Genomic DNA, 14,530 nt, shown 5'->3' on the forward strand with positions numbered 1-14,530 from the left:
ATGAATAATAGGCGCAGCATGTTTCAGCTGATTGAATATAATGAAGATAATTATAGTGATTATGAGTGGTTTGATGGATTTGCAGTGATTCGCTTCTATGCAGACTGGTGTGCGCCCTGCGTGCAAAACTTCCCTGTATTTGAACAATGTGCAGAGCAATTGTCAGCACAGCATGCACAGATTAAATTTGGCAAAGTAAATGTTGATCAATCTCCTATTCTGACTTTGCGCTATAACGTTTATGGCTTGCCTTCAACTTTAATTTTTTACCGCGGACAAATTGTAAAACGAATTGCTGGGGTGAAAACCTTGAGTGAGCTAAGAACCATCATTGAACGCGCAATGTGTGAACAAGATTAAGTTTAAGCTCACTTATTTTGATGCTTCATTTGGCATAGCCACAAATTTCATTAAAAATTTACGCACCAAGGGCAGCATCACTAAAATAAGCGGAAATGCCACTAACCACGACATGCTCCACGCGCGTAACCAGATAAAAATAAAGCCTTCAACCAAGCCTTTATTCATCAGCATATTAAAGCAAGAAATTGATCCGCTCATAATGCCTGAAAGGATTAATGGCATAAGCCAAGTTAAGTGTTTTGGGTGAAATTTAGGAAAGTTATTGCTCATGTTGTACCTGCGTGGATGTTTGCTCTTGGTTTTGTGCTTTGATGGTTTGTTTGAGTGATTTCATAAACTCAATAAACTGCGGCAAAAAGTCTTTAAACAATGGATGTTGTTTATTTTCTAGTAAGGTTTCACCAAACAATTTTAAACCTACAGCAAAGGCTTTGGCTTTTTCATCTTCGAGCAGATTGCTCTTTTGAATATGTTCTAAAACCTTAAATAGATCATCATGGTTATAGGCATTGAACTTCAATGCTTCGCTATAAGTGGATGGATTACCTTGTGCATCGGCAATATGTTTTACAGTCACTTCATATTGATGTTGTTTCATGTTTTGCTCCTATAAACGACTAATTTCGACAGCAGCTTGATCAATTTTGTCAGCAATCTCTCGCACTTGTTCCGCACTGAGTTCGCTATGTAGTATTTTCAGGCGCAGTGAGGCTTTCAAGTTTTCCATTGCACGATTGATATCTATGTATTTTTCATTGCTTTGAATCTGTTTACGTGCATTAAAACGAGTCAGAATGGTATCTAGTGTGGACTGTTCATCCACCAAGTGTTGAATGCCAGATGCTGTAATGTGGTATTGCTTACGTTCATCTGCATTCACTTCAGCAATGATGTATTGCTGTTCTTCAAGATAGTTCAGCGTTGGGTAAATCGTACCTGTGCTTGGACTGTAGCCACCACCAACGACCGCACCGACATCTTTGATAATGTCGTAGCTAAACTTTGGTGCTTGGGAGATCAGATGCAGCACCAACAGCTTCATATGCCCTGCTTCAAACAAGCGCTTACGTGGTTTGGCAATGCTTTCCAAAGTATCGAGAGAATCTGTCTTTAGCATAGCAAAGATCCACCTTAAGATTGATTAAGATATATCTTAATGTATTTTTGTAAAAATATATAGCTTTTTATATGCAAAACAAAGAACTCTATTAAAAATTTAGGCTAATAAAAAATAATCCAGTAGAATTAGGACATGTTCTTTTTATCTAAAAATATATAAAATACATACAAATACTTCAGAATTTTCATCTATGGAAACTATCGTTAAATTTGATGAATCAAAGCTACAAATACACATAGAATATTCAAATAAAATCGAATTAGCACACTACATTAACAGCTTAAATAGTGTTAACTCTGAATACTCAAATTATATTAGTAAAGCGAACACTCACTTACAACCTAATGATATTAAACTATTTGTTAATGAAATACGTTCTGGTTCTATTATTACAGACTTAATCGCTTACAGTCCTACTATGTTAGCTTTTGCTGAACATGCAAATACACTATTGGATTTCACAAAACATATCGCTAACACCATCAATCTTTTAAAAAATAATCCAACTCATGAAATTATAAAAGAAGAAAAAATAAACACTACATCTCTAAATAATATGCAAGGCTTAGTAGAACCTATTCTTACAGATCGAAATGGTAATATTAGCTTTGAGGGCGTAAATTTTGGCGATAATTGCATTGTCAATGTAACTATTAACTCGTCAGATGCTAATGATATCTATAATAAGGCTCAGTCCGTAAAAGATTTTAGACCAACACCTGATACAAATATAAAAGAACAAGTTTTGCTCGTATTCACACAAACAAATTCATCAACAAAAAACACTAATAATGATAAGGGCGTAATTGAAAGCATTTCAAAAAACACAATCAAAATTCGATTTGCTAATGATTCACTAAAAAAAGAAATGTTTTTCAAACAACACCCTTATGGTGTTGCGTTCATAGTGGATGTTGAGATACAAACTATTAATGATAAACCCTTTATTTATAAAGTCTTAAAATTACATGAGTGCATAAATATTGATGAATAGAGATTACCCTCTTCCCTTATACTCCTTTACCATTCGATCACTCACATCTTCAGAATAACAAAGTGGAGCATAACCGCCTGCTCGATTGTAAGCACTACGCTTGCCACATCGGCTTCCATTACGCGCCGTATTGTATGGACAAGGACAATTACCGGGATAACTCTCAATCGATTGCTGAATAATTTTCTGCTTTATTTGCTCAACATTTTGACTACTTTGTTTTGCATCCACACTCAAAGTGACGGCGCATAACCCCATTAAAAATAATAGTTTTTTCATAAATACCCCCTAATAGAATTATTGTATAGAGAAAGTATTTATGTGAATCATCACACACAATTTAAGTGTTTTATTTTTCAACAGTCAATTTCACAGCAATAAAAAAAACCCGCTTTTCAGCGGGTCTTTTTTAAATCAGCTCAATCTATTACAGACGAACCAACTCAACAATTTTCTCAGCAACTTCTTCAGCAGTATCGAATGCATAAGTCACATCAGTGCCTTCAGTCGCATCTGTAATCACAACCACACCAGTTTCACGAACCAGCGCAACTTGATCAGCAGAAAGACCCGCTTTCGCAATCGCAACCACACCTTGCTGAATCAACAAGCTTTCAATCGCTTGTGCATTTTCAAGGGCTTTTGCAGTCACAGTCACCGCAGCAGGTTTTTGACCTAAACGTGCAGCACGTGCGTCAACAGTGACAGGCTCGTTGTGTGCAGTCCATTCAACCGCAGACTCAACCATACCCGCACCAACAGTCACGTTGTTTAAACGGTCAATAAAGATGAATGAACCTGTGTAACGACTGTCTTGGTAACGGTCAAATACCATTGGCGCATCAAATTCAATCGTAACGTCAGCAATTGAGTTCAATGCAAGCTCTGCAACTTCCATTTTTTCCAATGTGTTTACATTGGTACGATAGTTAATTTTCGCAACTTTCGCAGGAATGGTTTGCGTACCAAACTTCACGTTATACAGCTTACCAACCACTAAAGGTTGATCTGTCATCCATACCACAGATGCTCGTGCAGAACGTGAAATTAGCGGTTGTTCACCTGCTTTTACCAACACGTTACCGCGTGAAATATCAATTTCATCGTTCAGTGTTAAAGTCACTGCTTGACCTGCAACGGCATGATCTAAGTTACCGTCAAAAGTCACGATCTCTTTAACAGTAGATGACTTACCAGATGGCAATGCAGTAATGGTATCGCCAACTTTCACTTGACCGAGTGCAATCGTACCGCAGAAACCACGGAAGTCGAGGTTTGGACGGTTCACGTATTGAACAGGGAAACGGAATTCGTGTTTACTGGTATCGCGCGCGATTTCAACAGTTTCCAAAGTCTCCATTAAGGTTTGACCTTGGTACCACGGTGTATTTGGTGATTTGTTCACCACGTTATCACCGTTCAACGCAGAAATCGGCGTGAAAATAATATTTTCAGGCTTACGCTCACCCAATTGGTTCACGAACTCATTGTATTCGGCTTGAATTTCATTGAAGCGTGCTTCAGAGAATTCCACCAAGTCCATTTTGTTAATCGCAACCACAATATTACGAATACCCAAAAGGCTGGCAATGAACGAGTGACGGCGAGTCTGTGTTTGCACACCATAACGCGCATCAATCAAGATAATCGCAAGATCCGCAGTAGACGCACCAGTTGCCATGTTACGTGTGTACTGTTCATGCCCTGGGGTGTCGGCAATAATGAACTTACGTTTTTCTGTAGAGAAATAGCGGTAAGCTACATCAATGGTAATCCCCTGCTCACGCTCTGCTTGTAAACCATCTACAAGTAAAGCCAAGTCAGGCGCATCGCCTGTTGTACCCACTTTTTTAGAGTCACGGGTTACGGCTTGCAATTGATCTTCATAAATCAATTTTGAATCGTAAAGTAGGCGACCAATTAAAGTCGATTTACCATCATCCACGTTACCGCAAGTCAGGAAACGTAGTAAGTCTTTATTTTCGTGTTGTTTTAAATACGCCAAGATATCTTGGCTAATTAAATCTGATTGATGAGACATTGCTCAAAGCTCCACATATTCTTTTGAAATCGGTTGAATCTTAAATCCCTCTAAATCTCCCTTTAGGAAAGGGAGACTTGGCTCCGCTTTGAAGCCCCTCTTTCTCAAAGAGGTGAGCAGCACTGCTGCGCAAGGGAGATTTTAGGGGGAGATTTATTGACTCTTAGAAGTAACCTTCCTGCTTTTTCTTTTCCATCGAACCTGCTTCATCATGGTCAATCATACGACCTTGACGTTCAGACGTGGTAGCTAAAAGCATCTCTTGGATAATTTCCGGTAACGTTGTCGCAGTTGATTCAACCGCACCCGTTAATGGGTAACAACCTAAAGTACGGAAACGTACCGATTTCATTTGTGGTACTTCACCTTCGTTCAAACGCATACGCTCATCATCAACCATGATCAGTGTACCGTTACGCTCAACCACTGGACGTTCAGCAGCAAGGTACAAAGGCACCAATTTAATATTTTCGAGGTAGATGTATTGCCAGATGTCTAACTCAGTCCAGTTAGATAGTGGGAACACACGAATACTTTCGCCTTTGTTCACTTTACCGTTGTAAAGGTTCCAAAGTTCAGGACGTTGGTTTTTAGGGTCCCAACGGTGTTTGCTATCACGGAACGAGTAAACACGTTCTTTAGCACGTGATTTCTCTTCGTCACGACGTGCGCCACCGAAAGCCGCATCAAACTGATACTTATTCAAGGCTTGTTTTAAGCCTTGAGTTTTCATGATGTCAGTATATTTCGAGCTACCATAATCAAATGGATTCACGCCTGCGTCTTTGCCTTCTTTGTTTTGATGCACGATCAAATCAAAGCCATGCTCTTTCGCCATGTTGTCGCGGAACGTGATCATGTCTTTAAACTTCCAACCCGTATCTACATGAAGTAGTGGGAACGGCAGTTTGGCAGGATAGAAAGCTTTCAAGGCTAAATGCAGCATTACAGCTGAATCTTTACCAATTGAATAAAGCATGACTGGGTTTTCAAACTCAGCAGCAACTTCACGGATGATATGAATACTCTCAGCTTCTAGCTGTTTAAGATGAGTAAGTCTTTCCTCATTTAACGACATGGACAACACCAGCTTAGAAAAACGTGTACTTATTACACTTTTAAAGATATATATGCATTATAGTGATTAAGCTTTCATAACGATTGCTTGTTTTGTGATATTGATATGCAAATTCGTCATATACAGATTGGCTGATAGTACTTATCAATTTTAATTAATTTAATCATTTGAATGAATTTCATTGCTGGTTATTTTAATCATTTTTACTTATTTTACCCAATTTTTTAGCAATAAACTTATCGTTTAATTATCTAAACACTCCCTTTCAAAATATGACTAATCACCTTAAATTGGCTAGACCACTCATAATAGTTGCCGATTATGCCATACAGTCATTATACCCTTGAAACACTTAAGTCGTTGATTGAGGCTGCAGGGCTTGCAGGCTATATCTATCAGCATTCAAATCATATTTTAACCCTACAAGATGCACGCAATGAGGATGGCAGCGCACTGAATAACTTCGTGCAACACGAGTTTTCGACCGACCAACTTGGGCTGCAATACGGTCTACGACTTTTGGACAATAAACTCGAATTCTTGATTGGCGTGACTCACAGCAACCAAGATCGCGGTTATGAAATTGGTGCTGGCAATTTAAAAGCTGACCAACGCGCCTTTAACTTGCTTTATGCATTTTATAATTTTCCAAAAGCCTTTCATTTAATTCATTTACCTTTGGCGGCCAACAGCATTCAATTAGAAGAAGAAATTGATAAACAGCTATTCCAACTCGATAGCATGAGCTTTTTGGATACTGCCGTGAAGACTAACCCCATGGGTGAGCAAATTAAATGGATGAAAGCATTTATTACGCAAGCTGCACTCGATATGAAGGTCCGAATTCAGACATCCTTGCTTTAAAGCATGAGATATTACTTGCTTCTCAAACATCGATTTTTAGTTTGGCGCTAATTTTGATAATGATTTACATTTGTTAACATAGTTTTTTAGGATGAAAATGGAACCAGAGCTGCATAAAAAGCATATAAAGATTCATTTTTATAAAAATAGCGTAGACACAAACACTTAAGTTTTAAAGAAAATCCTTTTTATCTTTAATCTTGCATTTTAAGTTTTTTATTTATACACAAATTCAACAATTTATTGACTAATTTTTATGCGAAAAGTCTCATAATCTTAAATACAGTGTTAATTTTTACTGTAATTTTTTTACACAATTTAGACAGATAGTGTTATTTTAGCCCTAGAAAAAATTCTGCCAGAATTATTTTTTTTATTTTTTTATAAGCAGAAATATAGAGATAAATATAATGTGGGAATTGTTTACTCACCCCTCTAATATCGTGTTTAGTATCAGCCTTTGCTTGATGTTTCTCTTCGGCATATTTGAAATATTGCTGACACTACTTGGTGGCGGATCTCAAGGTTTTTTAGATCAGTTCCTACCTGAAGATATTGGCCATAATGCCGAACTTGGCGTTGATGCCGATGGCAGTGCAATCACCAAAGTTTTGGATTGGCTTTACTTAGGCCGTGTCCCTCTTTTTGTTTGGCTGATTATTTTCCTGTGTATATACAGTTTACTTGGGTTTGCCATTCAGGCGATCTTCGATCAAATCACTCATATGATGTTTAGTGCATGGATCATTGCTCCTGCCTGTATTTTCCTATGTATGCCCTTTGTGCGCTTCTGTGCCATGTTTATCGCACGCATCCTTCCACAGGATGAAACCACAGCCATTTATAGTGAAGAATTGATTGGTCGTACTGCTACCATTATTTTAGGTGAAGCTCGCCAGCAATACCCTGCTCAGGCAAAAGTACAAGACCAACACGGCTTAACCCATTACATTTTGGTTGAGCCTGAACAAAATGAAATATTCAGTCAGGGACAATCGGTGGTACTGACACAAAAAACTACCGTCGGTTTTCAGGCGATTCAGTCATAAATATTCATTGAGGTGATTAAAACTGCCATGTGAATGAAACTGCATCCTGTTTTAATTACACTTACAGCAATAGATAGAACAAACAATCTGGCAAATGCGCCAAGATTTAAATGAAGCTCAATACTTTTAAACTGCTCGTTAACACTCCAGAGGGTTAACGTGAACTACAACAACAGAGATAAACGTCCATGTTAGACATTATTCCAAGCGGTATCCTTGTTTCAGTCGGGATAATTTTTGCCGCACTTATTTTTATTGGTTTTATTATTGCTCGACTTTACCGTCGTTCAAGTAAAGAAATTTCATTTGTACGTACTGGTTTTGGCGGTGAAAAAGTCATTCTAGGTGGTGGTGCGATTGTACTTCCTGTCCTACATGAAATTATTCCAGTCAATATGAACACGCTACGTTTAGAAGTACGCCGCGCAGACGACCAAGCGTTGATTACACGTGACCGTATGCGTGTGGATGTAATGGCTGAATTCTACGTGCGTGTAAAACCGACGGCAGAATCGATTGCTACAGCGGCACAGACATTGGGTCAAAAGACCATGTCTCCAAATGAGTTGAAAAACTTAGTCGAAGGTAAATTTGTCGACTCGCTACGTGCCGTTGCGGCAGAAATGGCAATGGAAGAACTACACGAAAAACGTGTCGACTTCGTGCAAAAAGTACAGCAAGTGGTATCTGAAGATTTACATAAAAACGGTTTAGAACTTGAAACTGTGTCTTTAACTGGTTTAGACCAAACCGGTTTCAAATACTTCAACCCACAAAATGCTTTCGATGCTGAAGGTTTAACTAAACTGACTGAAACCATTGAAGATCGCCGTCGTAAACGTAACGCGATTGAACAAGATGCTGACCTCGCAATCAAAACTAAGAACTTGGAAGCAGAACAAGCGCGCTTACAAATTCTACGTGAAGAAGAATATGCAAAGCTGCAACAAGAACGTGAAATTTCCGTGCGCCGTGCTGAACAACTTGCTGAAATCGCAACTCAAGAAGCAGCAAAAAAACGTGAAGCCGAAGAAGCGCGTATTGCCGCAGAACGTGAAGTGGATTTAAAACGTATTACTGCAGCGCGTGACGTTGAAAACCAAAACATTCAAAAATCACAAATTATTCAGCAAGCACAAGTTGAGCAGAAGAAAACCATTGAGTTGGCTGAACAAGACCGTGCCATTGCGATTGCAGAAAAATCTCGTGCAGAATCTGAAGCCAAAGCACATGCCGACCAAGCACGTGCACAAGCAGTAAAAGCTGAAGAAGAAGTGATTACGGTTCGTCAAATTCAACAAGCTGAGCGTCAAAAAGCAGTTGAATTGGTTTCTGCAAAAGAAAAAGCAGAAAAAGATGCAATTGCCATTACTGTTGCAGCTGAAGCAGGTAAACAAGCAGCTTCTGACGATGCCGAAGCAGTTCGTATTGCAGCTGAAGCTGAAGCTGAAAAAGTTCGCTTAAAAGCGAAAGGTGAAGCCGATGCGAAAGTTTTACTTGCTCAAGCAATGGAAAAGCAATATCAAGTGGATGCAGAAGGTACACGTGCGGTAAACGAAGCGAACAATGTATTGTCTTCTGAACAGGTGGAAATGCAAATTCGTTTAGCCATGCTGAAATACTTACCTGAAATCATTCGCGAAAGTGTTAAACCAATGGAAAACATTGATGACATTAAGATTTTGCAAGTGAATGGTTTAAATGGCGGTCACGCAGGTTCTTGCCAAGGTGATGCTCACCATGAAGGCGGTAATGTAGCCCTTTCAGATCAAGTGGTGAACAGTGCTCTACGCTACCGCAGCCAAGCCCCTTTAATTGATAGCTTAATGAGTGAATTAGGCATTCAAGGTGGTGACATTAACGGTTTAACGCAGAGCTTGAATAAAAAAGCGGGTTAATACCCTCGATGTAACAAGAAAGCCGCAGCCTTAAAACTGCGGTTTTTTTTAAATGAATATTTCAAATCAGTTTACTTAACAGTACCTAATAATAGCTATGGATCATAAAAAAAAGCCCCTCATTTGAGGGGCTTTTCATTCATTTTAGTCGTTAAATTAAACAAGACCTTTGGATTTTAACAAGTCAAACATGGTTGAACCCAATTCAGCAGGACTTCGTGTGTACGCCATACCTGCTTTTTCAAAAGCGGCAAATTTTTCTTCCGCTGTACCCTTGCCACCCGAAATAATCGCGCCTGCATGGCCCATACGCTTCCCTTTCGGTGCAGTGACACCTGCAATATAACCCACGACTGGTTTAGTTACATGCGACTGAATATATTCAGCTGCTTCTTCTTCCGCCGTACCACCAATTTCACCAATCATGATGATCGCTTCAGTTTGAGGGTCTTCTTGGAACAGTTTCAAGCAGTCGATTTGATTCATACCCGGAATCGGGTCACCACCGATACCAATACAAGTTGACTGACCTAAACCCAGTTTAGTGGTTTGCGCTACGGCTTCGTAAGTCAACGTACCTGAACGTGAGATGATGCCAATTTTGCCCGGTTGATGAATATGCCCCGGCATAATGCCAATCTTACATTCACCCGGTGTGATGATGCCCGGACAGTTTGGTCCAATCAGACGTGCATTATTGCCATAGGTTTCTAAATAACGCTTAGCTTTTAGCATATCTAAAGTTGGCACACCTTCAGTGATCACCACAATTAACTCAATACCTGAGTCAATTGATTCAATGATGGAGTCCAATACATACGGTGCGGGTACATAAATTGAAGTTGCAGTTGCACCTGTTTCACGCACTGCTTCTTTCATGGTATTGAATACCGGCAAATTCAAATGCGTTTGACCACCTTTGCCCGGTGTTACCCCACCCACCACTTTTGTACCATAAGCAATCGATTGTTCCGAATGGAAAGTCCCGTTTTTACCAGTAAAGCCTTGAACCAATACAGTTGTGTCTTTATTTACTAATACGCTCATGATTAATCCCCTTAAGCTTTAACCGCAGCAACAATTTTTTCTGCTGCATCAGCAAGACCGCTAGCAGAAATGAGTGTCAAACCTGATTCATCGAGTAATTTTGCACCCAATTCCGAGTTGTTACCCTCTAAACGGACAACTACAGGAACAGTTACATTTACTTCTTGAACCGCCGCAATAATCGCTTCAGCAATCATGTCACATCGTACAATCCCACCAAAAATATTAATCAACACGCCCTTAACAGAACCATCCGACAAAATAATTTTAAATGCTTCAATTACACGTTCTTTTGTTGCACCGCCACCAACATCAAGGAAGTTAGCTGGTTGGCCGCCATACAACTTGATAATGTCCATCGTCGCCATAGCAAGACCTGCCCCATTGACCATACAGCCAATATTGCCTTCTAAGGCTACATAGTTCAGGTCAAATTCAGAAGCTTTCAGCTCACGCTCATTTTCTTGCGATTTGTCGCGCATCGCTGCAATTTCAGGTAAGCGGTACAGCGCATTAGAGTCGATACCTACTTTTGCATCTACACATAAAATTTCCCCATTTTCACGAACTGATAATGGATTGATTTCAAATAATGCAAAATCATTTTCAATAAATGCTTGATAGGCTGCTGTCATGATTTTAACAAATTGGTTAATTTGCTCATTTTTCAAATTCAGTGCGAAACCAACTTCACGTGCTTGGAATGGCTGTAAGCCAACTAAAGGATCGACTTCAACTTTAATAATTTTTTCAGGTGTTTCTTCTGCGACTTTTTCAATTTCTACACCGCCTTCAGTCGATGCCATAAAAGTTACGCGTCGGCTAGAGCGGTCAACGACCGCGCCCAAATACAATTCACGCTCTACTGGGTAAACATCTTCAGCCACCAAAATACTGTTTACAGGCTGACCATTTGCATCAGTTTGATAAGTGACTAAACGCGTACCGATAATGCTGTTGGCGTAATCAGCCGCTTCTTGCGCTGTTTTAACGACCTTTACACCGCCCGCTTTACCACGACCGCCTGCATGAACTTGGGCTTTTAAAACTGCGAACTTACCGCCTAGTTGTTCAAACGCAGCTACTGTCTCATCTGCATTTGTGGCAAGAATACCTTCTTGCACTGGCATACCATATTTTTTTAATAACGCTTTAGCTTGATATTCATGTAGATTCATTGAACAACCTTTTTCTCTTCTTTACTTTGTTATGACCCATTAAAGCCCAGACATCCGTCAAAGCAGCTTTAACCTTTATAAAATTTAAAATATTTCTTATCTTTATTTTTAGATGATTGTTCAAACAAAAACAACCACCTGAAACAAAAAAGAGCGGCCTAAGCCGCTCTTTTGTCATCTTATTTACGTTTACGCTGAATAGCGTGAATCGCACGTCCATCTACTGCAAGTGCAGCTTCATGAACGACTTCAGAGAATGTTGGGTGACCAAATGTCATTAACTGAAGATCTTCAACTGAAGATACAAACTCAAGTGCAATCATACCTTGGTGAACGATGTCAGACGCAGCAGGTCCAATCACGTGCATACCAAGTAAGCGGTCAGTTTTCGCATCAGCAACAAACTTAACGAAACCAGCGCCTTCACCAGCAGCCAACGCACGACCGTTCACAGCAAAACCGAATTGACCAGTTTTCACTTCGTGACCTTTTTCAGTCGCTTGTTGTTCTGTTAAACCTACCCACGCCGCTTCTGGGTGTGTGTAAATTACAGAAATGATGGTGTCATAGTTCACTTGAGCAGCATGACCGTGAATACGTTCAACAGCCATCACGCCTTCTTCCATTGCTTTATGCGCAAGCATTGGACCACGTACTAAGTCACCAATTGCATATACGCCTTCAACAGAAGTTGCACACCAATCATTCACTTCAACTAAACCACGTTCAGTCAATTTAATACCACAGTCATCAGCCAATAGGCCTTCAGCATAAGCGCGACGACCCACACAAACGATTAATTTATCGAATGCTTGAGTTTTTTCTTCGCCACCTTGTGTGTATTTAACAGTAACTTCAGAACCGTTGATTTCTGTACCAGCAACTTTAGCGCCAACACGGATATCAAGACCTTGTTTAGTTAACAGTTTTTGGTAATCTTTTGCCAAAGCTTTATCAGCCATTGGTAAGAATGCGTCCATTGCTTCAAATACAACAACTTCCGCACCAAGACGACGCCATACAGAACCAAGTTCTAGACCAATTACACCTGCACCAATTACACCAAGACGCTTAGGCACTTCTTGGAATTCTAATGCACCAGTAGAATCAACAATGATGTCTTCATCTACAGGAGCTACAGGGATATTTACAGGTACAGAACCAGTCGCAAGAATCACGTATTTAGGTTCTAAAATTTGAGTTTCGCCTTCGTGAGATACGAACTCAACTTTTTTACCAGCAAGTAATTTACCAGTACCTTTTAACCATTCAATACCGTTACCTTTTAATAACTGGTCAATACCGCCAGTTAATTGGTCAACGATTTTGTCTTTACGTGCAAGTAATTTTGCAAGGTCAAACTTCACTTCACCTGTAGTAATACCGTGGTCATCTAAGTGATGAACGGTATCTTCGTAACGGTGAGATGAATCAAGTAATGCTTTAGATGGGATACAACCCACGTTTAAGCAAGTACCACCCAAAGATGGCTTACCTTTATGAATACGTTTTTCAATACAAGCTACTTTAAAGCCTAATTGAGCAGCGCGGATAGCAGCTTCATAACCACCAGGACCGCCACCAATAACAACTAAATCAAATTGAGACATGTGTATCTCCAAAAATGGGCTTAGAGGATCGCTCTAAGCCCATTGCATTATTCTGAAGTATTAAAGATCAAGGATTAGCTTAGCTGGCTCTTCTAACAATTCTTTGATTGTTACAAGGAAGCCTACTGCTTCTTTACCATCGATTAGACGGTGGTCATAAGAAAGCGCTAAGTACATCATTGGCAAGATTTCTACTTGACCATTTACAGCCATAGGACGTTCTTGGATTTTATGCATACCCAAAATCGCAGTTTGTGGCGTATTTAAGATTGGTGTAGAAAGTAATGAACCGAAAGTACCACCATTAGTAATAGTGAATGTACCGCCAGTCATATCTTCAATACCCAATTTACCGTCACGTGCTTTACCAGCATATGCACGGATACCGTTTTCTACTTCAGCATAGTTCATGCGGTCAGTATCACGAAGAACTGGAACCACTAGACCACGGTCAGAAGATACAGCAACACCGATGTCATAGAAACCGTGATAAACAATGTCGTTACCATCGATTGAAGCATTTACAGCTGGGTAGCGTTTAAGTGCTTCAGTTGCTGCTTTAACAAAGAATGACATGAAGCCAAGACGTGCACCATGACGCTTTTCAAAAGCGTCTTTGTATTGTGCACGCATTTCCATGATTGGTTTCATGTTCACTTCGTTAAACGTAGTCAACATTGCAGTTTCTTGAGTTGCAGCAAGAAGACGTTCAGCAACACGTTTACGAAGACGAGTCATTGGAACACGTTTTTCGATACGCTCACCAACAGCAACGCTTAATGGCGCAGCAGCAGGTGCAGCTGGTTTAGTTTGATGATTTGCAACATCTTCTTTAGTGATGCGGCCACCGCGACCAGTACCTGCAACGTCAGCAGCAGCAATACCAGACTCAGTCAATGCTTTACGAACTGCAGGAGCTTGATCAGATACAGGCTGAGCACGTTCAACAACAGGAGCAGCACCCGCTTGAGTTTGCGCAGCAGCTTGTTCTACTTTCTCTTCTGATTGAACAGCTTGAGTTTGAGCAGCGCCAGAAGCAGCACCTTCTTCAAAAGTCGCAATCACTTCAGCAGAAAGAACTGTATCGCCTTCATTTTTAACGATTTCAGTAATTGTACCGTCAGCAGGAGCTACAACTTCTAAAACAACTTTATCTGTTTCAATATCACAAATCACTTCGTCACGTGATACTGCTTCACCTGGTTGTTTGTGCCAAGTTGCAACTGTACCGTCAGCAACTGACTCTGGGAATACCGGTGCTTTAATTTCGGTTGCCATTATTAAGAAT

At 40.0% G+C, this 14,530-nt stretch carries 15 protein-coding genes; 5 read left to right on the forward strand and 10 right to left on the reverse strand.

What is annotated here, in order from left to right:
* The first annotated feature begins 18 nt into the window (after positions 1–18).
* Positions 19–360, forward strand: coding sequence for a thioredoxin family protein (locus B9T33_RS10360; RefSeq protein WP_086178826.1), 342 nt, complete (start codon positions 19–21; stop codon positions 358–360).
* A gap of 12 nt (positions 361–372) precedes the next feature.
* On the opposite strand, the gene B9T33_RS10365 is transcribed toward B9T33_RS10360, so the two are convergent.
* The 3 genes from B9T33_RS10365 to B9T33_RS10375 are packed head-to-tail and all read right to left on the reverse strand — an operon-like array spanning position 373 to position 1,480.
* Positions 373–633 (reverse strand): DUF2798 domain-containing protein, encoded by a 261-nt coding sequence (locus B9T33_RS10365; RefSeq protein ID WP_086178827.1) that lies wholly within the window; start codon positions 631–633, stop codon positions 373–375.
* Positions 623–961: a DUF3861 domain-containing protein gene (locus B9T33_RS10370; protein ID WP_086178828.1), complete on the reverse strand. Its 339-nt coding sequence runs from the start codon at positions 959–961 to the stop codon at positions 623–625. Before B9T33_RS10370 ends, B9T33_RS10365 begins: the two co-directional genes overlap by 11 nt.
* A gap of 9 nt (positions 962–970) precedes the next feature.
* Positions 971–1,480 carry a PadR family transcriptional regulator gene (locus tag B9T33_RS10375; RefSeq protein ID WP_086178829.1) on the reverse strand — a complete coding sequence of 170 codons (510 nt, stop codon included), beginning with the start codon at positions 1,478–1,480 and terminating at the stop codon, positions 971–973.
* A 193-nt stretch (positions 1,481–1,673) separates the two neighbouring features.
* Between B9T33_RS10375 and B9T33_RS10380 the strand changes: the two genes are divergently transcribed.
* Entirely contained in the window at positions 1,674–2,477 is an 804-nt protein-coding gene (locus B9T33_RS10380) for a hypothetical protein (RefSeq protein WP_086178830.1), read from the forward strand.
* 3 nt (positions 2,478–2,480) lie between these two features.
* On the opposite strand, the gene B9T33_RS10385 is transcribed toward B9T33_RS10380, so the two are convergent.
* From B9T33_RS10385 to cysD, 3 genes are all read right to left on the reverse strand, one after another.
* The gene (locus tag B9T33_RS10385) at positions 2,481–2,756 is read right to left on the reverse strand and encodes a hypothetical protein (RefSeq protein ID WP_086178831.1); all 276 of its coding nucleotides are present in this window, start codon (positions 2,754–2,756) and stop codon (positions 2,481–2,483) included.
* Between the two features lie 148 nt (positions 2,757–2,904).
* Entirely contained in the window at positions 2,905–4,518 is a 1,614-nt protein-coding gene (gene cysN / locus B9T33_RS10390) for a sulfate adenylyltransferase subunit CysN (RefSeq protein WP_086178832.1), read from the reverse strand.
* Positions 4,519–4,681: 163 nt separating this feature from the next.
* Positions 4,682–5,596, reverse strand: coding sequence for a sulfate adenylyltransferase subunit CysD (gene cysD / locus B9T33_RS10395; RefSeq protein WP_086178833.1), 915 nt, complete (start codon positions 5,594–5,596; stop codon positions 4,682–4,684).
* Between the two features lie 321 nt (positions 5,597–5,917).
* On the opposite strand from cysD, the gene B9T33_RS10400 reads away from it, so the two are divergent.
* The 3 genes from B9T33_RS10400 (at position 5,918) to B9T33_RS10410 (ending at position 9,407) form a co-directional block, all read left to right on the forward strand.
* Entirely contained in the window at positions 5,918–6,460 is a 543-nt protein-coding gene (locus B9T33_RS10400) for a hypothetical protein (RefSeq protein WP_086178834.1), read from the forward strand.
* A gap of 410 nt (positions 6,461–6,870) precedes the next feature.
* The gene (locus tag B9T33_RS10405) at positions 6,871–7,509 is read left to right on the forward strand and encodes a YqiJ family protein (RefSeq protein ID WP_086178835.1); all 639 of its coding nucleotides are present in this window, start codon (positions 6,871–6,873) and stop codon (positions 7,507–7,509) included.
* Positions 7,510–7,697: 188 nt separating this feature from the next.
* The gene (locus B9T33_RS10410) at positions 7,698–9,407 is read left to right on the forward strand and encodes a flotillin family protein (protein WP_086178836.1); all 1,710 of its coding nucleotides are present in this window, start codon (positions 7,698–7,700) and stop codon (positions 9,405–9,407) included.
* Positions 9,408–9,563: 156 nt separating this feature from the next.
* Here B9T33_RS10410 and sucD read toward each other — a convergent pair whose 3' ends face one another.
* The 4 genes from sucD to odhB form a co-directional block, all read right to left on the reverse strand.
* Positions 9,564–10,454, reverse strand: a complete 891-nt coding sequence (gene sucD, locus B9T33_RS10415) for a succinate--CoA ligase subunit alpha (RefSeq protein WP_086178837.1) — start codon at positions 10,452–10,454, stop codon at positions 9,564–9,566.
* An 11-nt stretch (positions 10,455–10,465) separates the two neighbouring features.
* Complete coding sequence (gene sucC, locus B9T33_RS10420) at positions 10,466–11,632, reverse strand: ADP-forming succinate--CoA ligase subunit beta (RefSeq protein WP_086178838.1); 1,167 nt, start codon at positions 11,630–11,632, stop codon at positions 10,466–10,468.
* A gap of 179 nt (positions 11,633–11,811) precedes the next feature.
* Positions 11,812–13,242 (reverse strand): dihydrolipoyl dehydrogenase, encoded by a 1,431-nt coding sequence (lpdA, locus tag B9T33_RS10430; protein WP_086178840.1) that lies wholly within the window; start codon positions 13,240–13,242, stop codon positions 11,812–11,814.
* A 60-nt stretch (positions 13,243–13,302) separates the two neighbouring features.
* Positions 13,303–14,520 carry a 2-oxoglutarate dehydrogenase complex dihydrolipoyllysine-residue succinyltransferase gene (odhB, locus tag B9T33_RS10435; RefSeq protein ID WP_086178841.1) on the reverse strand — a complete coding sequence of 406 codons (1,218 nt, stop codon included), beginning with the start codon at positions 14,518–14,520 and terminating at the stop codon, positions 13,303–13,305.
* Positions 14,521–14,530 lie beyond the last annotated feature (10 nt).

The organism is Acinetobacter sp. ANC 5054, from assembly GCF_002135295.1.
Taxonomy (GTDB): domain Bacteria; phylum Pseudomonadota; class Gammaproteobacteria; order Pseudomonadales; family Moraxellaceae; genus Acinetobacter.